Source organism: Methylobacterium sp. E-005 (assembly GCF_022829725.1).
In the GTDB taxonomy this organism is placed as follows: domain Bacteria; phylum Pseudomonadota; class Alphaproteobacteria; order Rhizobiales; family Beijerinckiaceae; genus Methylobacterium.
On the sequence record NZ_JAKSYG010000062.1, the window covers coordinates 150,101 to 167,496 of the forward strand.

Below are 17,396 nucleotides of genomic sequence, written 5' to 3' on the forward strand. Positions count from 1 at the left end.
ACGGCCACGCTCGCGGCCGCCATGGGACCCCTTACTCGGAGACCATCCCGACACCCGGCTCCTCGGCCTTCGGCGGCGCCTCGTCCGCCTGCGCCTCGACCACCGCGGCGGCCGTCACATTGACGATACCCCTGGCGGTTACCGAGGGGGTGAGGATATGGGCGGGCTTAGCCGGTCCAATCAGCAGGGGTCCGACCGGCAGGGCGTCCGCCATGATCTTTGCGAACTGGAACGCGATGTTGGCCGCATCCAGGTTCGGGAAAATCAGGACGTTCGCCGCACCCTTCAGGCGCGAGCCCGGCAGCACCCGGTCGCGGACCATCTCGGAGAGGGCCGAATCCGCCTGCATCTCACCGTCGACCATCAGCTCCGGATCGCGCGTTTGCAGGAGCGCGAGGGCGTCGCGCATCTTCATGGCGGAGGCCGAGTCCGATTGGCCGAAATCCGAGTGGCTGAGCAGCGCGATCTTCGGCGTCAGCCCGAACCGGCTCACGTGGTTCGCGCAGGCCTGTGCCACGTCGGCGATTTCCTCGGGGGTCGGATTCGGCCGGACATGGGTATCGGCCAGGAAGTAGGCGCCGGTATGGGTCACCACGAGGCTCATCGCGGCGCATTGCTTCACCCCCGGCGCCAGCCCGATCACGTCGCGGATGATGCGCAGCCGCGTCTCGAACCGCCCCTCCAGTCCGCAGATCAGCGCGTCGGCCTCGCCGCGACGGACCGCGATGGCGCCGATCACCGTGTTGTTGGTGCGCACCAGCGTGCGGGCGGCGTCAGGCGTGATACCGCGTCGGCCGGCAACATCCAGGTAGGTCTGCACGTAGGCGCGGTAGCGGGGATCGTCCTCGGGATCGATCAGCTCGAAGTCCCGGCCGTGCTCGATCGACAGGCCGAAGCGCTTCAGCCGGGTCTCGACCACCCGCGGCCGGCCGACCAGGATCGGGTAGGCGACCTTGTCCTCGACGATCGCCTGCACGGCGCGGAGCACGCGCTCGTCCTCGCCCTCGGCGTAGATGACGCGCTTGGGCGCTTCCTTGGCCTTGGAGAAGAGCGGCTTCATGATCAGGCCGGACCGGTGCACGAACCGGTCGAGGCTCTCGACATAGGCGTCGAGATCCGCGAGCGGCCGGCCGGCCACGCCGGAATCCATCGCGGCCTGGGCGACCGCCGGAGCAATGCGCAGGATCAGGCGCGGGTCGAACGGGCTCGGGATCAGCGATTTTGGCCCGAACGGCCGGGCCTCGCCGCCATAGGCGCGGGCGACCACGTCGGAGGTGGTCTCGTGGGCCAAGCCCGCGATCGCCTTGACGGCGGCTTTCTTCATCTCCTCGTTGATCTTGTGGGCACCGACATCCAGCGCGCCGCGGAAGATGTACGGGAAGCACAGGACGTTGTTGACCTGGTTCGGGAAGTCCGACCGGCCGGTGCAGATCATCGCGTCCGGCCGCTCCTTCTCGGCCAGATCCGGCATGATCTCCGGATAGGGGTTGGCGAGCGCCATGATCAGCGGCTTCTCGGCCATCTCCTTCAGATATTCGGGCTTGAGCACGCCGCCGGCCGAGAGGCCGATGAACACGTCCGCCCCCGGGATCACCTCGGCCAGGGTCCGCTTGTCGGTCTCCTGAGCGTAGACGTCCTTCCACCGATCCATCAGCTCCGGGCGGCCCTTGTAGACCACACCCTTGATGTCGGTGACCGTGATGTTCTCGCGGGTTGCGCCGAGCGACACGAGGAGGTTGAGGCAGGCCAGAGCCGCCGCGCCCGCCCCGGAGGTGACGATCCGGACGTCGGACAGATTCTTGCCGGCAAGTTCCAACCCGTTCAGGACGGCCGCCGCCACGATGATCGCGGTGCCGTGCTGGTCGTCGTGGAAGACCGGGATGTTCATCCGGGCCCGGCACTGCTCCTCAACCTCGAAGCACTCGGGCGCCTTGATATCCTCCAGGTTGATGCCGCCGAAGGTCGGCTCCAGGGCGCAGACCACGTCGACGAGCTTCGACACGTCCTTCTGATCGACCTCGATGTCGAACACGTCGATACCGGCGAATTTCTTGAACAGGACCGCCTTGCCCTCCATCACGGGCTTGGAGGCCAGCGGGCCGATATCGCCCAGGCCCAGCACGGCGGTGCCGTTGGTGAGCACCGCCACGAGGTTCTGGCGGATCGTGAGATCGGCGGCCTGCTGCGGATCGTCGTGGATCGCCATGCAGGCGGCGGCGACGCCTGGGGAGTAGGCGAGCGCCAGGTCACGCTGGTTGCCCAGCGGCTTCGTCGCCTGGATCTCGAGCTTCCCGGGCTTGGGCAGGCGGTGGTAGACGAGCGCCCCGGCCTTGAGGTCCTCGGACATGTTATCGGCCATCGCCCACGCTCCCGCTCACCTTTTTCACCGAGGACGACGCAGCCGCGCATCACGCAGGCTCGCGTCTTGACCGGTCTGTTGCACCGGCTGCGCAGGGGGCGCAACCCGCACAACGAGACGCGGATCCACCTCGCCAAGCTGGCGAGGGCCTACGGCTTCTCCATAGGCGCTTATTCGTACGGGCGTCCAAAAGTCCGTTTCCCGGAAAGCGGGCGGCGGCTGACGATCGGCCGCTATTGTTCCATCGCCGACAAGGTCGAGATCCTGCTCGGCGGCGATCACCGGCTGGACTGGGTGTCCACCTATCCCTTCGCGGCGATGCGGGGGCTGTTTCCGGACGCACAGGCACCGGAGGATTTTCACGCCTCCCGGGGCGACGTGGTGATCGGGCACGATGTCTGGCTGGGCTCGGGCTGCATGATCCTCTCGGGCGTCACGATCGGCCACGGGGCGGTGGTGGCGGCCCGCGCCGTGGTGACCCGCGACGTGCCCGCCTACGCGGTGGTGGCCGGCAATCCGGCGCGGGTGGTGCGCGACCGGTTCGACGCGGCGACCGTGGAGGCCCTGCTGGCGGCGGCGTGGTGGGACCTGCCGCATGCGGAGGTGACGCGGCTCGTGCCGCTGCTGCAGGGCGGCGACGTGGCGGCCCTGATCGCGGCCGCGGGCGCCGTTGCGGCGGAGCGGGGGATTGCGTAATTCGCGGCCCATCTTTGCCGCTCAGGCCGAACCCGGAGCCCAACCATGTCCGACCTCACGCTGCCCGACCGCCTCTCGGTCAACCCGGACAGCCCGTACTACGACGCGGCCCTGCTGGAGCGGGGCGTCGGCATCCGCTTCAAGGGCGTCGAGAAGACCAATGTCGAGGAGTACTGCGTGAGCGAGGGCTGGGTGCGCCTCTCGGCCGGCAAGACCCTTGACCGTGCCGGCAACCCGATGACGGTGAAGCTGAAGGGCCCGGTGGAGCCTTACCTGCGCGACGCGGCGGACGCAGAGTGAGAATCTGGCGGGCTCATCGCTCCAGCGGGAATGGAGTGGGTTCCCAGTAGGGTTCCAGCTCCGTCCCGCGGACGTTGGCCGCCTCCCAATCGTGCAGGATCTTGGCCAGCGCCGGGCGGTCGCCGGCCATGAGCGGTTCGGCCACGGCGGCGAGCTGCAGTCGCCAGCGATCCGCGCGCGTCCCTGGCGGGAACGACTTGCCGGCGTGCCACAGCTGTCGTTCGTGCCAGATCGCCCGCGCGGCCTCGAGATCGCCGGCCGCGATGTGGACGATCATGCGGTCTTCAAAGTCTTCTCTATAATAACGATTGCTGTCTGATAAGAGTGTTGAGTAACCATCGATTTCGCTGAGTAATTTTAATCTTGAGATAGTATCCTTGTTGATAGATTTAATTGCATTGTTCAATGATTCAGGTTCTGCCCACAACCATACAACATTTGTTGATGTAGCCGGTTTTAACAATGGCTCATAACATGTTCCTATGCGGATATCATGAAGAAAGACCGCGTAGAATAAAGAGCAGGCAACCAGCCTTGGCCGAAAGCAATTCGAATGCGAAGATCGCCCAATGAATATTCCGCATGCTATATGATGCACTGGACTCTTCAGCAGCTATCGGAATCGTAATGGCGAGAATAGCGGATCACGCGTAGCCACAGCACTGTATATAGAACTAACTTGACGTTGAGTCGTGATTGTCCGGCCAGAAGCTGGATAACGATAATTCTCTGAACGCGGCGAAACCGTTTTTGAACAACATCCGCGAAATCAGCAGCGCGTCGCGCGCGAAGAAATGCCCTTCCTGTTTGATGATCATAAACACATACAGTCGCTGGTCTAGAATGCTCCAGCGTATCGGGTCGCCATGAACCTTTTGTTGCATAGAAAATCTCTTGTCCAGCGGTGGAATAACACGATATTTCTGCCTCAAGATCCGGATCGTTCATAGAATTAATATTTTCAACCATTCTTGCATGAACTTTATTTCCAAAATCCTGTTCATCTAAGTAGTTGCCGGATGCTCTCACGTCGGCAGCAACCCCGTCGGCAATGGACTGAACTTCGCGATTTCGCGGGCAAACTTGGTCCAACTCAGTTTACCCAACTGCGCCGACCCACATACTTTGAGAGTCATAGGCACCGCCTGGCATATACTCACTTGCGGGCGCAGCAAATATAGCCTTACCATCTCTGGTCTTCCGCTGAGATAGAACCGAGAAGAGCAATCCCGCGGCCTCTAACGTTTTCGCGAAACACTGTGCCAGTTCGTCAGACGGGCGCGGCCGGCCCCGGGCCAGTTGGACAAATGCCTGCGGCTCGGCTCCATCTAGAGTGAGGATGCTGCGGGCGAGGATTTCGTCGCTGTCACCATCACGGATCGTTTGCGTGAGACCTGAGGTCTCGAAGACGGTTCGCGTCCCATCCGAACCGATGACCGTGTGCTGCTCGTCCCAGTCCGTATGCGGTTTGGCCCGCATCCGGATCGAGAGAACCCGCGATCCATCTTCGAGGACAGCGTCTTCGGTTTGCGCTTGAGCCTGGGTTTCGCCGCCAGTGCCCTCCGGATGCCAGCGCCCGCCATCGGACTGGCCAGCTGGCGCGCGGGGCTGATCAGGTCGGTACTTGCGGCTCAAAACGCGCTCAAGCCGGATCAGCTTGCCGCCAACCGCGAGGCCAGCGAGCTCGGTGCGATTGGCGGCGACTTCCTGAGCGTGACGATCGTCGATCAGTCGTGACATCCGCGCTACCTCCGCCTGAATAAAAAACCTATCCTGGGCCACGTAGCATGTTATTATTTTCCTATTTGCGAACTGGCAGCTCCATTGCTGCAGCTCTTGATGTGCACGCCGCAAAATCCCGCAGCGTCGCCGCGACCATCACCGCGAGTTGGCCTGGCCGCTTCGGCGTCGCCACCACAAGGCTCGTCACCACCTCGGGATGGCTCCGCCGCTGCCGCGGCCGACGCGCATGATTTGAGAGGCGAAGGGTCGCGTCCTGGCCCGGACGCGCGAGGTAGAGGCTGTCGCCGCGCTCATTGCGCGCGACGATCGTGAAGCCCTGCGCTTCCAGAAGCTTCGCCGCCAGCGCCAAGGCTGCGACGGGCTGGAGCAGCCTGTCCGGAATCGTCACGGTCCCGCCGGCTCGATCGTGCCGAGACGTCGACGCCCCAGCGCCCGCGCCTTGAGCGATAGGGCTGGCCGCTCCACCCCAAACCAGGACAGGGCGGCGACCGGCAGCGTCACGGCGAGCGCCGGGGCCAGCAGCGCGGGACCGGACAGCTCCGGCCACAGGGCATGCAGGGTCTGCTGGATCGGCCAGCCGTAGAGGTAGATCCCGTATGACAGGTCCGCCGATGGATCGAACAATCCGCGCGCCAGAGGCCCGAGGGCGAGCCAGACCACGCCGTAGGCCTCCGCCAGGAACAGCAGGGCCGGATAGGCCGGTGTGCGTGCCAGGACGAAGGCCCCGAAGGCGAGGCAGGCGAGGGCGGCTGCCGAGATGCGGAGGCGGTCGCGCCAGAGATAGAGACTCGCACCGGCCGCGAAGATCAGGGGCAGCCGCAAGGCCGTCTCGGTACCCTTGGGCAGATCGGAACCTCGCAGGCCGATCAGAATCGAGAGCGCCAGCACGAGTCCGGCGACGATCACCAGTGCCGACCAGCGCCGCTTCAGCAGACCGCACAGGGCGGCGGCGAGGACGCCGAGATAGCACAGCACCTCGTATTTCAGGGTCCAGACCGTGCCGAGGGGCGCCCGGTACGGGTTGGCCTCGAACACCCCGGGGAGGGCGGCGTTGCTCTTGAAGGTCGTCAGCGTGCCGCGGATGAACGACCACAGGCCCGGCTCGCGGAGATACTCGGAGACGGGCAGGCGGGTCAGCGCCGCGCCGAGGCCGAGCGACACGACGAGGGTCGCGGCCACCAGGCCGGGCAGGATCCGCAATGTCCGGGCGAGCGCGTAATCGCGGGTCCCACGCCGGTCGCAGCTCATCGTCACGAGGAAACCCGACACGGCGAAGAAGCCGTTCACCGCGTGCTCGCCCAGCGTGTAGCCGGTGAGGCGGGCCAGGGGCTCATCCCCGGCCGCCCCGGTCGCGACACTGAAGGCGTGGGATACGACCACGGCGACGGCCAGGACCAGCCGCAGGCCGGTGAAGCCGTTGCGCCCGGCATCGAGGCAGGCAGCGAGGGTCGGCGCGCTCATCCGGACAGGCCCTCGCGGGCGAGGGCAGACCGGCCGCGCAAAAAGGCGAGGGCGCCGGCCGCCGAACCGCCATACCGCTCAACGCCGGCCCGGCGCAGCACCAGGGCCGAGAGCAGCGCCTTCGGCAGGTTGATCAACAGGGTCGCGAGGCTCGGGTCCGGCAGGCCGTATTTGCGGCTGACATAGGCGCGCGACCACGCCTGATGCCAGCGGGTGCGGAACACGCGGCCCGGCTCCGGCGCCGCGGAACGGCCGCGGCCATGCAGGGCCTCGGCGGCGTGGACATGGACCAGCGCCCGGCCAGTCTCGGCCACGCGCCGGCACAGGTCGTCATCCTCGTAGAACAGGAAAATGCGCTCATCGAAGCCGCCGAGATCGAGGAACAGGCGGCGCGGCATCATCAGGCAGGCCCCGGAGAGGAACGGCGCGCAGGCATCGCCCTGCGGCAGCGCGAGCCGGCCGCCGGGATTGGTCAGATAGGGCGCAAGCAGCGAGCGCGCCTGGAAGAAGAAGCGCCCGTCGGGCTCGACGAGGCGCGGCGCCAGGAGGCCGGCATCCGGCCAAGCCCGAGCCGCGGTCAGCAGGGCGTCCACCGCACCCGGGTGCAGGATCACGTCCGGGTTCACGATGAGCACGTGCTCCGCCGTCACCGCGGCCCGGACGCCCCGGTTGTTGGCGCGGCCGTAGCCCTCGTTGCAGGCATTGCGGATCACCTGCGCGCCGGCCGCCTCGGCGATCGACACGGAGGCATCCCGGCTGGCATTGTCCACCACGATCGCCGGTACGTGCTGGGCGGCGAGCGCAGCCAGGCAGGCGGGCAGCACCGCCGCGCTGTCATGCGCGACGACGATCGCGACGAGGCGCGGCACTGCGCGGCCGGTCTTACGCCTTCTTCTCGGGCAGGTTGAGCCGGATATGCAGCTCGCGCAGCTGCTTGGGCGTCGCCTCGGAGGGCGCGCCCATCATGAGGTCCTCTGCGCGCTGGTTCATCGGGAACAGCACCACCTCGCGGATGTTCGGCTCGTTGCACAGGAGCATGACGATGCGGTCCACCCCCGGCGCGATGCCGCCGTGCGGCGGGGCGCCCATGCGCAGCGCGTTCAGCATGCCGCCGAACTTCTGCTCCAGCACCTCCTGGCCGTAGCCCGCGATGGCGAAGGCCTTCTCCATCACGTCCGGACGGTGGTTGCGGATCGCCCCGGAGGACAGCTCCACGCCGTTGCACACGATGTCGTACTGGAACGCCTTGATATCGAGGATCCGCTTGGTGTTCGGGCCGTTCTCATCCTCGGAAGCGAGGGCATCGAGGTCGAGGGCCAGAAAGTCTTCGCGTTCGAAGTTCGGCATGGAAAACGGGTTGTGCGAGAAGTCGATCCGCTTCTCCTCCTCGCTCCACTCGTACATCGGGAAGTCGGTGATCCAGCAGAAGGCGTATTGGTCCTTGTCGCACAGGCCCAGCTCGTCGCCGATGCGGATACGCGCCTTGCCGGCGAGCCCGGCCGCCTTGCCCTCGACGCCGGCCGAGAAGAACACGGCATCACCGGCCTTCGCCCCGGCGCGCTCTGCGATGAGCGCCTGAACCTCGGCCGGGATGAACTTGGCGATCGGCCCCTTACCGGAGAGCTGACCGTTCTCCTCCTCGAACACGACGTAGCCGAGGCCCGGCGCGCCCTCGGAGCGGGCCCAGTCGTTCAGCCTGTCGAAGAACGAGCGCGACTGCGCCGCCGCCCCGGTCGCCGGGATCGCCCGGACCACGCCGCCGGAGGCGATCACGCCCTTGAACGCCTTGAAGGCCACGTCCTCGCGGGCGAACAGATCGGTCACATCGGCGATGATCAGCGGATTGCGCAGATCCGGCTTGTCGACGCCGTATTTCAGCATCGATTCCGCGAAGGTGATCCGCGGAAACGCCTTGGTGACGCGCTTGCCCTCCGCGAACTCCTCAAACACGCCGCGCAGCACGGGCTCCACCGCCTGGAACACGTCCTCCTGCGTGACAAAGCTCATCTCGATATCGAGCTGATAGAACTCGCCCGGCGAGCGGTCGGCGCGGGCATCCTCGTCGCGGAAGCACGGCGCGATCTGGAAGTAGCGGTCGAAGCCCGCGATCATCGTCAGCTGCTTGAACTGCTGCGGGGCCTGCGGCAGGGCGTAGAACTTCCCGGGATGGACGCGCGACGGCACGAGGTAGTCGCGGGCGCCCTCCGGCGAGGAAGCGGTCAGGATCGGCGTCTGAAACTCGAAGAAGCCGCCCTCGCGCATCCGGCGGCGGAGCGAGTCGATGATCGCGCCGCGCTTCATGATGTTGGCGTGGAGCTTCTCCCGGCGCAGGTCGAGGAAGCGGTAGCGGAGGCGCGTCTCCTCCGGGTATTCCAGATCGCCGAAGACCGGCAGCGGCAGCTCGCCCGCCGGACCCAGCACCTCCAGGTCGTCGATATAGACCTCGACCGCGCCGGTCGGGAGCTCGTGGTTCTCGGTGCCCGCGGGGCGGGTGCGGACGCGGCCGTCGATCCGCACGACCCATTCCGAGCGGACGCCCTCGGCGGCCTTGAAGGCGGGCGAGTCGGAATCGACCACGCACTGGGTCAGCCCGTAATGATCGCGCAGATCGATGAAGAGCACGCCGCCATGGTCGCGGATGCGGTGGCACCAGCCTGAGAGGCGGACGGACTGCCCGACATCGGACGGGCGGAGCGCCCCGCAGGTGTGGGAACGGTAACGGTGCATGACGGGCTTCTTCTATGGGAAGGCCGGCACCATTCACGCGAGGCCCCCCAAGTCAAGCAGGGTTCTCAGGTGCGTTCCCCATCCCGCACCTTGGGAAACGGCCCTCGCGGACGCGTCCAGACTACCGGATCGAGCCTGCAATCCCCATATCATGTCTATGAACGACAACGCTTTTTTCCCACCACCGGCAGAGCCAGCGCCGCCCCGTGATACGGCCGCGAGCGCGTGGCGGACGTTGCCGCTCGATGGCCATTTCGACCTCGTCTACGAAGATGCGGCCGGCGCCTGGAGCAACCGCTCCCTCGAGGCGCGCGAACTCAAGCTCGGACCCGGTCGGACGCTGCTGGGCGGCATCGATGGCCGACGGGGCGGTTATCGTGGCTTCCGCGTCGACCGGATCCGCCGTCTGATCGACGGCGCCACCGGCGAGCGTATCGAGACCGGAATCCTCGACCGACTGCTCGGCCGGGCCGAGGCGCAGGGCCGGGCCGATGCGCTGCGGATCAAGCGGCAGGCCAAGGCCCGCCGGAGGGCCGCCTCGCAGCCGTTCGCGGGAGTCTCCTAACCGCGTCCGTAACGGGAAAGCGGGAAAAACCCGGGCGCGACGCGGGTTTCCCTCCCCACCGCCGCGCCGGTTGCGTATAGCCGGTTCATGGATCTGATTTCTTCGACCGACACGCTGCGGGACATCTGTACGCGTCTGGCCACGCAACCCTTCGTGACCGTCGACACGGAGTTCATGCGCGAGACAACCTATTACCCGAAGCTCTGCCTGATCCAGATGGCGGCGCCGGACGGTACCGCCGCGTTGGTCGACCCCCTGGCTCCCGGGATCGACCTGAAGCCCTTCATCGACCTGATGGCGGATACACGGACCGTGAAGGTCTTCCACTCCGCCCGCCAGGATCTCGAAATCGTCTGGATGCTGGGCGGGATCCTGCCGCACCCGTTCTTCGATACGCAGGTCGCCGCCATGGTGTGCGGCTATGGCGATTCCGTCTCGTACGAACAGCTCGTCAACGACGTCGCCAAGGCCAAGATCGACAAGTCGTCCCGATTCACCGACTGGTCCCGGCGTCCCCTGTCGGATGCGCAGCTCACCTACGCGCTGTCGGACGTGACGCATCTTGTGAAGGTCTATGAGGTTCTGGTCGCCGAGTTGCTGCGCACCGACCGCGGCGCGTGGCTCGACGAGGAGATGGCGGTGCTGACATCGCCCGAGACCTACCGGGCCGATCCGTCCCAGGCGTGGCGGCGCCTCTCCGGCCGCATGCGCAAGCCGCGGGAGATCGCCGTGCTGATGGAGGTCGCGGCGTGGCGGGAAAGCGAGGCGCAGACGCGCAACGTCCCGCGGGGTCGCGTGCTGAAGGACGAGGCGGTGATCGACATCGCCTCGGCCGCGCCCCGGAGCGTCGAAGCCCTGGGCCGCCTGCGCACGATCCCGGCCGGCTTCGAACGCTCCCGCACGGGTGCCGACATCCTCGCGGCCGTCGAGCGCGGCCTGTCGCGTGACACGACCGACATCCGGATGCCGGAACGGCTGCGCCGCAGCGGCGGGAACGGGGCGATCGTCGAATTGCTGAAGGTTCTGCTGAAGGCGGTCTGCGAGGCTGAGGGCGTCGCACCGAAGATCATTGCCACCGTCGACGACCTGGAAGCCATCGCCGACGACGACGGCGCCGAAGTTCCGGCACTCGAGGGCTGGCGGCGGATGCTGTTCGGCGACAAGGCCCTGGCGCTCAAGCAGGGCCGGCTGGCTCTGTCCGTCGAGGCCGGCCGCATCGTGGTACGGGCGTTCGATGCACCCGCGCCGACCGAGGCAGGCCCGGCAGCGAATTGACCGTTTGCCGACGGTGCGGGGACAAACCGGCCGCTACAGCGTGACTTGATCCGGGCACGGGATTAAGTGGCAATCTCATTGCCGCTCTGTCCCGCCCCGCGTCCCGCGTATGTTCGAGCCGAACGAAGTTCTCAAGACGCTGACCGGCCGCGGACATGTTACGGCGGACGGATGCGGTTCGGTCCGCGTGCGCTATCGCGTCGTCGTTGAGCGGCGTGAGGGCGGGGTCGTCGCCTGCGGCACGCTCCACGGCAGTCACACCAACCTGTGGCCGATCTGGCTTGAGCCGGACGCACAGTTGCGTCTTGCGAACGGGAACCGGCTCGCAATCTCGATCACCGACCTCATCGGCGACACCGCCGAATTCGAGAGCACCGGCGTCGTGGGCGTCCTCTGACATCCATCGATGCGTCGAGTCGCACTGGCGCGTTCGAGTCCCACCATCGTTCGGAGGCAGCCGCCGGGGCACCGGAATCGACCGGGAGGATTCGGCAATTTGTCGCGGACGATTACGGAGAGGCCGAAAAGATCCCCCTGCCTCTGAGCTGCGGCGACTGGGCGCATAAGTATCGCGGCCTCTCAACGGCCGTCTCACCTTCCTACCGCCGATGCCGCATCGCAATCGCCGCGTGCCGCAACGCCATGCCAGGACAGGCTATATCGTCCCTATCTACGCGAGCGCTGCATGAGCGCGCGCAGCAACGCTTCGCAGGTTGCAAGTTCTGCATGAGTTTCGGTCACGTCGCCGTGAGACCGCCATCCGAACTCAGTCGCCCTATTGTGCATCGCACCATTTCTTTCGGCGGCTCGATGACGATCGCAGGGCATTTGTAACTTTAAAAGAAGCCTTCACCGCGTGCCCAGAACCGCGAAACCGCGAGTTGACGGCGCTCAAAAATCTCTTAAGGTCCGGGCAAGCCTCGGTTTCGAGGGAGCCACCCAAGGGATGGTGGTTCCTGGCCGGGGGATCTCAAGATCCCTCACGTCGACGAAGCCCGCTACCGAGGCGTCCATCCCTGTCGCAAACAGTCAGGTCGGAGTCCGCGCGACACCGTTCTCTCACCGTGCCGCGTGCATTCTCAAAGACTTGTCGGAGGAACCCATGAGAGCAGTGCATCTCCTTGCGCTTGGCGCGGGTGTCGCGGCGGTAGCCGCGCCGGCGCTGGCCAATGAAAGCGTCATGAAGGGCATCGCCAACCCGGCGGAGCAGGTGCTCCAGACGGTTGACTACGCCAACACCCGCTATTCGAAGCTCGACCAGATCAACGCGTCGAACGTGAAGAACCTCCAGGTCGCCTGGACCTTCTCGACCGGCGTTCTGCGTGGCCACGAGGGCTCGCCGCTCGTCGTCGGCAACGTCATGTACGTGCACACGCCGTTCCCCAACATCGTGTACGCCCTCGACCTCGACCACGAGGCGAAGATCATCTGGAAGTACGAGCCGAAGCAGGATCCGTCCGTGATCCCGGTCATGTGCTGTGACACGGTCAACCGTGGTCTGGCCTATGCCGACGGCGCCATCCTCCTGCACCAGGCCGACACCACCCTCGTGTCGCTCGACGCCAAGACCGGCAAGGTCAACTGGTCGGTCGTGAACGGCGACCCGAAGAAGGGCGAGACCAACACCGCGACGGTCATTCCGATCAAGGACAAGGTCATCGTCGGCATCTCGGGCGGCGAGTTCGGCGTGCAGTGCCACGTCACCGCCTACGACCTGAAGACCGGCAAGAAGGTGTGGCGCGGTTACTCCGAGGGCCCGGACGATCAGATGCTGATCGACCCGGAGAAGACCACCTCGCTCGGCAAGCCGGTCGGCAAGGACTCCTCGCTGAAGACCTGGGAAGGCGATCAGTGGAAGACCGGCGGCGGCTGCACCTGGGGCTGGTTCTCCTACGATCCCAAGCTCGACCTGATGTACTACGGCTCGGGCAACCCCTCGACCTGGAACCCCAAGCAGCGTCCGGGCGACAACAAGTGGTCCATGACCATCTGGGCGCGTAACCCCGACACGGGCGTCGCCAAGTGGGTCTACCAGATGACCCCCCACGACGAGTGGGATTACGACGGCATCAACGAGATGATCCTCACGGATCAGAAGGTTGACGGCAAGGAGCAGCCGCTCCTGACCCACTTCGACCGTAACGGCTTCGGCTACACGCTGAACCGCGCGGATGGCAGCCTGCTCGTCGCCGAGAAGTACGACCCGGCCGTGAACTGGGCCACCAAGGTCGACATGGACAAGGGCTCGAAGAACTACGGCCGGCCGCTGGTCGTGTCGAAGTACTCGACCGAGCAGAACGGTGAGGACACCAACTCCAAGGGCATCTGCCCGGCGGCCCTCGGGTCGAAGGATCAGCAGCCTGCGGCCTTCTCGCCAAAGACCAACCTGTTCTACGTGCCCACCAACCACGTCTGCATGGACTACGAGCCGTTCCGGGTGACCTACACCCCGGGCCAGCCCTACGTCGGTGCGACCCTCTCGATGTACCCGGCTCCGAACTCGCACGGCGGCATGGGCAACTTCATCGCGTGGGATGGCGTCAACGGCAAGATCAAGTGGTCCGACGCCGAGCAGTTCTCGGTGTGGTCCGGTGCTCTGGCCACCGCCGGCGACGTGGTGTTCTACGGAACGCTTGAGGGCTACCTGAAGGCGGTCGACGACAAGACCGGCAAGGAGCTGTTCAAGTTCAAGACCCCGTCGGGCATCATCGGCAACGTGATGACCTACCAGCACAAGGGCAAGCAGTACGTGGGCGTCCTGTCGGGCGTCGGCGGCTGGGCTGGCATCGGCCTCGCGGCCGGCCTGACCGACCCGAATGCCGGCCTCGGCGCGGTGGGTGGCTACGCGGCTCTGTCGCAGTACACCAACCTCGGTGGTCAGCTGACCGTCTTCGCCCTGCCGAACTAATCGGCCGCAGGTTTAGACGTGAAATGGTGCCGGCGCGGGCTTCCGCGCCGGCACTCTTGTAGTTAGACTTTCTCGTAAGAGGCTCTCGCTCACAGGAAGACGAAAGGCCTCGGAACAGGGAGACAGATGCGTTGCTCAACCTCAGCAAGATCGTAACGCGGCCGGTTATCGCCGCCCTCGCCCTAGCGACCGTTTCCGCGGTTGCCGTACATGCTGAGGATGCCAAGCCCGCTGCCGACCCCAAGCTCGCCGATTCTTTGAACGCGAACGACAAGACGGCTGAACAAGATCCCGCGTTGCTCAAGCGGGATGCGGCGGTGAAGGTCGAAGACGGCAAGTACATGGATGCCGACGGTCACCCGACGTTTCACGTGACCCAGGACGGCAAGATGCTCGATTGGTACACCTACTCGGGTTACCGTCGCTATCATGCCGAGTGCCACGTCTGCCACGGCCCCGACGGCATGGGCTCGACCTACGCCCCGGCCCTGAAGGACTCGCTGAAGCACCTCTCCTATGAGGAGTTCATTGGCATCCTGGTTGGCGGCAAGCAGGACGTGAATGCCGCCGAGCAGAAGGTCATGCCGGCCTTCGGCGACAATAAGAACGTCATGTGCTACTCGGACGACCTCTATGTCTACCTGAAGGCGCGTGCCGCCGGCGCGATCGGCCGTATCCGTCCCTCCGAGCATGAGGACAAGCCCGACGCGGCCAAGAAGGCCGAGAAGGAGTGCATGGGCTTCTGATGGCGCCCTTTGCCCGGATCCTCGCTTTCTGCGCCCTGTCCTTGACGACGGCGCAGGGTGCGCTCGCCCAGCATCTGCCGGATACGGTGACCACGGACGTGCTGCGCGTCTGCGGGGACCCGGGCAACATGCCGTTCTCCGAACGCAAGGAGGACGGCTTCGAGAACAAGATCGCGGCGATCATCGCCGACGAACTGAAGGTCAAGGTCCGCTATTACTGGCTGACGCAGGGGCCGGGCTTCGTGCGCAACACGCTCGGGACTGGCCTCTGTGACCTGATCATGGGCCAGGCCTTCGGCAGTGATCTCGTCCAGACCACCAACCCCTACTATCGTTCGGCCTACACGCTGGTCACCCGGGCCGGCGAGTTCGACGGCATCACCGCCCTCGACGACCCGCGCCTCAAGGGCAAGAGCATTGGCGTGATCGCCGGTACGCCGCCGGTCAACCGAATGGGCGAACTCGGCCTCGTGTCGAGCATGAAGGCCTATGCGCCTTACCAGCTCGATCCCGCGCGCAAATACCAGACGGTGGCGGCCGAGATCGTCGCAGCGCTCGCCGGCAAGGAAATCGACGCCGCTGTTCTGTGGGGTCCGGCGGCGGGTTGGCTCGCCAAGCAGTCGGGCACGCCGATGACCGTCGTGCCGCTGCTCAAGGAGCCGGAGCGGCCACCGATGGCCTATCGGATCGCCATGGGCGTCCGGATCGGCGAGAACGACTGGAAGCGCACGCTCAATACGATCTTGCGTAAGCGTAAGACCGATATCGACACAGTTCTGCGCGAGTACGACGTGCCGCTCCTCGACGAGGAAGAGAACAAGCTGGCCCAGCCCGGCGAGCGTTGAGCGGGCTCAGGCCCGCTCGATCCCGGTGCGATCGAGTTTGTCCAGCGCATCCACCACCCGCTCGCCACCGATGACGAGATCCGTTGCGATCTCGGCGAGTGGCACGAGCACGAAGGCCCGTTCCCGCACGTAGCGGTGTGGCAGGACGAGGCGGGCATCGTCCACGGCGGCGCCCTCATAGGCCAGAACGTCGATATCGATGACCCGCGGCCCCCAGCGCTCCTCGCGTACGCGGCCCAGATCCTGCTCGACCTTGAGGCAGGCATCCAGCAGGCCGTGCGGGTCGAGATCCGTATCCACCGCCACCGCGCCGTTGAGGAACCAGGGCTGATCGGTCTTGCCCCAGGGGGGCGTGCGATAATCGGCCGAGCGCGCCAGGACCCGGATGCCGGGCGTCGCGGCGAGACCCGCCACGGCCCGGTCGAGGAGCGCGGCCATGTCGCCGATATTGCTGCCGATCCCGAGATAGGCCCTCATGCCTGCGCTCCGCGGCGGCGGACGATCTCGACGCTGACGCCCTCCAGGATCGCCGGGACCGGGGCGCTCGGCTTGTCGATCCGCACCGCGATGGCGTCCACGCGCCCGTGCTGTTCAAGGATCGTCGCCGCGATGGTCTCGGCTAGGGCTTCGATCAGGTTGAAGCGCCGCGCGGTGGCGATCTCGACGGCGATCTGCGTGAGATCCGCGTAGCTCACCGTGCCGGTGACGTCGTCGGAGCGCCCCGCCTCGCCGAGAGCCAGCTGGGCTTCGAGGGAAATGTAGAAGCGCTGGCCGAGCACCGCCTCCTCTGGCAACAGGCCGTGCCGGCCGAACACGGCGATCCGCGTCACCCGGATAAGATCGGTGGCCATCGTCAGTGCGCCTCCGGCCGCATCACGGCGTCGACGACGCGCATGGCCTCGACGTGAGCCGCCACGTCGTGGACGCGCACAATGTCGGCGCCAAGGGTGGCCGCCACGGCATGGGCCGCGAGTGATCCGGTGAGCCGGTCGGCCGGACGGGTCTCCCGGTCGTGCAGCCGCCCCAGGAGTGATTTGCGGGAGACGCCGACCAGTACGGGAAAGCCGAGACCACGGATCTCCGGCAACCGTCGCAGCGCTTCGAGATGCTGTGACCAGGTCTTGCCGAAGCCAACGCCGGGATCGAGAACGATGTTCGCATCGTCGATCCCGGCGCGGTGGGCGATCTCGAGCGAGCGTTCGAAGAAGGCCAGCATGTCGGCGATGATGTCGATATCCGCCTCGATCGTCGCGCGGTTGTGCATGATGATCACGGGCGCCCCGTAGGCGGCCGCCACGGCGGCGATATCGGGCTCCCGCTGGAGGCCCCAGACGTCGTTGACGATCCGCGCCCCGGCTTCCAGGGCGAGCCGCGCGGTGGATGCCTTGTAGGTATCGATCGAGATCGGCACGGCGAGCTTCGGCGCCACGGCGCGGATCACCGGCAGGACGCGGGCCTGTTCCTCCTCGGCCGGTACCGGGACATGGCCCGGCCGGGTCGACTCACCCCCGATGTCGAGGATCGCGGCGCCCTCCGCCACCAGCCGCTCGGCCTGAGCGATGGCTGCATCCGCGCCGGCGAAGAGGCCGCCGTCGGAGAACGAATCGGGCGTGACGTTGAGGATGCCCATCACCAGCGTGCGCCCGCCGAGATTGGGCAGCAGATCGGACAGGCCGGGGGAGGGGGTCACGGTGCGGGTCCCGTTCACGATCGCGGTTCGGGGCCCGGTGTGCGCGAATCACGAGGCCGGCGCAACGCCGGCCCCGCGCAT

The 17,396-nt window shown here is 66.2% G+C and carries 19 protein-coding genes; 8 read left to right on the plus strand and 11 right to left on the minus strand.

Going from position 1 to position 17,396, the window contains the following annotated elements:
• Positions 1–31: 31 nt before the first annotated feature.
• Positions 32–2,359: an NADP-dependent malic enzyme gene (locus MKK88_RS06750; RefSeq protein ID WP_279602099.1), complete on the minus strand. Its 2,328-nt coding sequence runs from the start codon at positions 2,357–2,359 to the stop codon at positions 32–34.
• A 78-nt stretch (positions 2,360–2,437) separates the two neighbouring features.
• Here MKK88_RS06750 and MKK88_RS06755 point away from each other — a divergent pair, with 78 nt between their 5' ends.
• Positions 2,438–3,055 (plus strand): CatB-related O-acetyltransferase, encoded by a 618-nt coding sequence (locus MKK88_RS06755; protein ID WP_279602117.1) that lies wholly within the window; start codon positions 2,438–2,440, stop codon positions 3,053–3,055.
• Between the two features lie 45 nt (positions 3,056–3,100).
• Positions 3,101–3,355: a DUF3297 family protein gene (locus MKK88_RS06760; RefSeq protein WP_243998135.1), complete on the plus strand. Its 255-nt coding sequence runs from the start codon at positions 3,101–3,103 to the stop codon at positions 3,353–3,355.
• Positions 3,356–3,368: 13 nt separating this feature from the next.
• Here MKK88_RS06760 and MKK88_RS06765 read toward each other — a convergent pair whose 3' ends face one another.
• The 7 genes from MKK88_RS06765 to aspS all read right to left on the minus strand — a co-directional run bounded on the left by MKK88_RS06765 (position 3,369) and on the right by aspS (position 9,286).
• Positions 3,369–3,632, minus strand: coding sequence for a hypothetical protein (locus tag MKK88_RS06765; protein ID WP_243998137.1), 264 nt, complete (start codon positions 3,630–3,632; stop codon positions 3,369–3,371).
• Between the two features lie 329 nt (positions 3,633–3,961).
• Entirely contained in the window at positions 3,962–4,447 is a 486-nt protein-coding gene (locus tag MKK88_RS06770) for a hypothetical protein (protein WP_243998139.1), read from the minus strand.
• Between the two features lie 6 nt (positions 4,448–4,453).
• On the minus strand, positions 4,454–5,095 hold the full coding sequence (locus MKK88_RS06775; RefSeq protein ID WP_243998141.1) for a hypothetical protein: 642 nt from the start codon (positions 5,093–5,095) through the stop codon (positions 4,454–4,456).
• A gap of 61 nt (positions 5,096–5,156) precedes the next feature.
• Positions 5,157–5,486, minus strand: a complete 330-nt coding sequence (locus MKK88_RS06780) for a hypothetical protein (protein ID WP_243998143.1) — start codon at positions 5,484–5,486, stop codon at positions 5,157–5,159.
• Complete coding sequence (locus tag MKK88_RS06785) at positions 5,483–6,559, minus strand: acyltransferase family protein (protein ID WP_243998145.1); 1,077 nt, start codon at positions 6,557–6,559, stop codon at positions 5,483–5,485. The genes MKK88_RS06780 and MKK88_RS06785 overlap by 4 nt, the downstream gene beginning before the upstream one ends.
• Positions 6,556–7,428, minus strand: a complete 873-nt coding sequence (locus MKK88_RS06790; RefSeq protein WP_243998146.1) for a glycosyltransferase family 2 protein — start codon at positions 7,426–7,428, stop codon at positions 6,556–6,558. The genes MKK88_RS06785 and MKK88_RS06790 overlap by 4 nt, the downstream gene beginning before the upstream one ends.
• Before the next feature lie 13 nt (positions 7,429–7,441).
• Complete coding sequence (gene aspS, locus MKK88_RS06795; RefSeq protein ID WP_243998148.1) at positions 7,442–9,286, minus strand: aspartate--tRNA ligase; 1,845 nt, start codon at positions 9,284–9,286, stop codon at positions 7,442–7,444.
• A gap of 157 nt (positions 9,287–9,443) precedes the next feature.
• Here aspS and MKK88_RS06800 point away from each other — a divergent pair, with 157 nt between their 5' ends.
• The 6 genes from MKK88_RS06800 (at position 9,444) to xoxJ (ending at position 15,625) form a co-directional block, all read left to right on the plus strand.
• Positions 9,444–9,851 (plus strand): hypothetical protein, encoded by a 408-nt coding sequence (locus MKK88_RS06800; protein ID WP_243998150.1) that lies wholly within the window; start codon positions 9,444–9,446, stop codon positions 9,849–9,851.
• 87 nt (positions 9,852–9,938) lie between these two features.
• The gene (gene rnd, locus MKK88_RS06805) at positions 9,939–11,126 is read left to right on the plus strand and encodes a ribonuclease D (RefSeq protein ID WP_243998152.1); all 1,188 of its coding nucleotides are present in this window, start codon (positions 9,939–9,941) and stop codon (positions 11,124–11,126) included.
• 109 nt (positions 11,127–11,235) lie between these two features.
• The gene (locus MKK88_RS06810) at positions 11,236–11,523 is read left to right on the plus strand and encodes a hypothetical protein (RefSeq protein WP_243998154.1); all 288 of its coding nucleotides are present in this window, start codon (positions 11,236–11,238) and stop codon (positions 11,521–11,523) included.
• Positions 11,524–12,228: 705 nt separating this feature from the next.
• Positions 12,229–14,034 (plus strand): lanthanide-dependent methanol dehydrogenase XoxF1, encoded by a 1,806-nt coding sequence (gene xoxF1 / locus MKK88_RS06815; protein WP_243998156.1) that lies wholly within the window; start codon positions 12,229–12,231, stop codon positions 14,032–14,034.
• Positions 14,035–14,165: 131 nt separating this feature from the next.
• A complete protein-coding gene (locus MKK88_RS06820; RefSeq protein WP_243998158.1) occupies positions 14,166–14,780 on the plus strand; it encodes a c-type cytochrome, methanol metabolism-related in 615 nt (204 codons plus the stop codon).
• The gene (xoxJ, locus tag MKK88_RS06825) at positions 14,780–15,625 is read left to right on the plus strand and encodes a rare earth element methanol dehydrogenase accessory protein XoxJ (RefSeq protein ID WP_243998160.1); all 846 of its coding nucleotides are present in this window, start codon (positions 14,780–14,782) and stop codon (positions 15,623–15,625) included. Before MKK88_RS06820 ends, xoxJ begins: the two co-directional genes overlap by 1 nt.
• Positions 15,626–15,631: 6 nt before the next feature.
• Here the strand turns inward: xoxJ and folK are convergent, their stop codons facing one another.
• Genes folK through folP form a run of 3 tightly spaced genes read right to left on the minus strand, consistent with a single transcriptional unit; the run spans position 15,632 to position 17,315 of the window.
• Positions 15,632–16,102 carry a 2-amino-4-hydroxy-6-hydroxymethyldihydropteridine diphosphokinase gene (folK, locus tag MKK88_RS06830; protein ID WP_243998162.1) on the minus strand — a complete coding sequence of 157 codons (471 nt, stop codon included), beginning with the start codon at positions 16,100–16,102 and terminating at the stop codon, positions 15,632–15,634.
• Entirely contained in the window at positions 16,099–16,476 is a 378-nt protein-coding gene (gene folB / locus MKK88_RS06835) for a dihydroneopterin aldolase (protein WP_243998164.1), read from the minus strand. The genes folK and folB overlap by 4 nt, the downstream gene beginning before the upstream one ends.
• A 2-nt stretch (positions 16,477–16,478) precedes the next feature.
• Positions 16,479–17,315 (minus strand): dihydropteroate synthase, encoded by an 837-nt coding sequence (folP, locus tag MKK88_RS06840; protein WP_243998219.1) that lies wholly within the window; start codon positions 17,313–17,315, stop codon positions 16,479–16,481.
• Positions 17,316–17,396 lie beyond the last annotated feature (81 nt).

Excerpts from the sequence above, each read along its gene's own strand:
- rnd (WP_243998152.1), top strand. The coding sequence starts at position 9,939 with ATGGATCTGATTTCTTCGACCGACACGCTGCGGGACATCTGTACGCGT.
- xoxJ (WP_243998160.1), top strand. The coding sequence starts at position 14,780 with ATGGCGCCCTTTGCCCGGATCCTCGCTTTCTGCGCCCTGTCCTTGACG.
- MKK88_RS06785 (WP_243998145.1), bottom strand. The coding sequence starts at position 6,559 with ATGAGCGCGCCGACCCTCGCTGCCTGCCTCGATGCCGGGCGCAACGGC.
- MKK88_RS06765 (WP_243998137.1), bottom strand. The coding sequence starts at position 3,632 with ATGATCGTCCACATCGCGGCCGGCGATCTCGAGGCCGCGCGGGCGATC.
- MKK88_RS06760 (WP_243998135.1), top strand. The coding sequence starts at position 3,101 with ATGTCCGACCTCACGCTGCCCGACCGCCTCTCGGTCAACCCGGACAGC.
- MKK88_RS06750 (WP_279602099.1), bottom strand. The coding sequence starts at position 2,359 with ATGGCCGATAACATGTCCGAGGACCTCAAGGCCGGGGCGCTCGTCTAC.
- MKK88_RS06810 (WP_243998154.1), top strand. The coding sequence starts at position 11,236 with ATGTTCGAGCCGAACGAAGTTCTCAAGACGCTGACCGGCCGCGGACAT.
- MKK88_RS06800 (WP_243998150.1), top strand. The coding sequence starts at position 9,444 with ATGAACGACAACGCTTTTTTCCCACCACCGGCAGAGCCAGCGCCGCCC.
- folK (WP_243998162.1), bottom strand. The coding sequence starts at position 16,102 with ATGAGGGCCTATCTCGGGATCGGCAGCAATATCGGCGACATGGCCGCG.
- aspS (WP_243998148.1), bottom strand. The coding sequence starts at position 9,286 with ATGCACCGTTACCGTTCCCACACCTGCGGGGCGCTCCGCCCGTCCGAT.
- xoxF1 (WP_243998156.1), top strand. The coding sequence starts at position 12,229 with ATGAGAGCAGTGCATCTCCTTGCGCTTGGCGCGGGTGTCGCGGCGGTA.
- folB (WP_243998164.1), bottom strand. The coding sequence starts at position 16,476 with ATGGCCACCGATCTTATCCGGGTGACGCGGATCGCCGTGTTCGGCCGG.
- MKK88_RS06775 (WP_243998141.1), bottom strand. The coding sequence starts at position 5,095 with ATGTCACGACTGATCGACGATCGTCACGCTCAGGAAGTCGCCGCCAAT.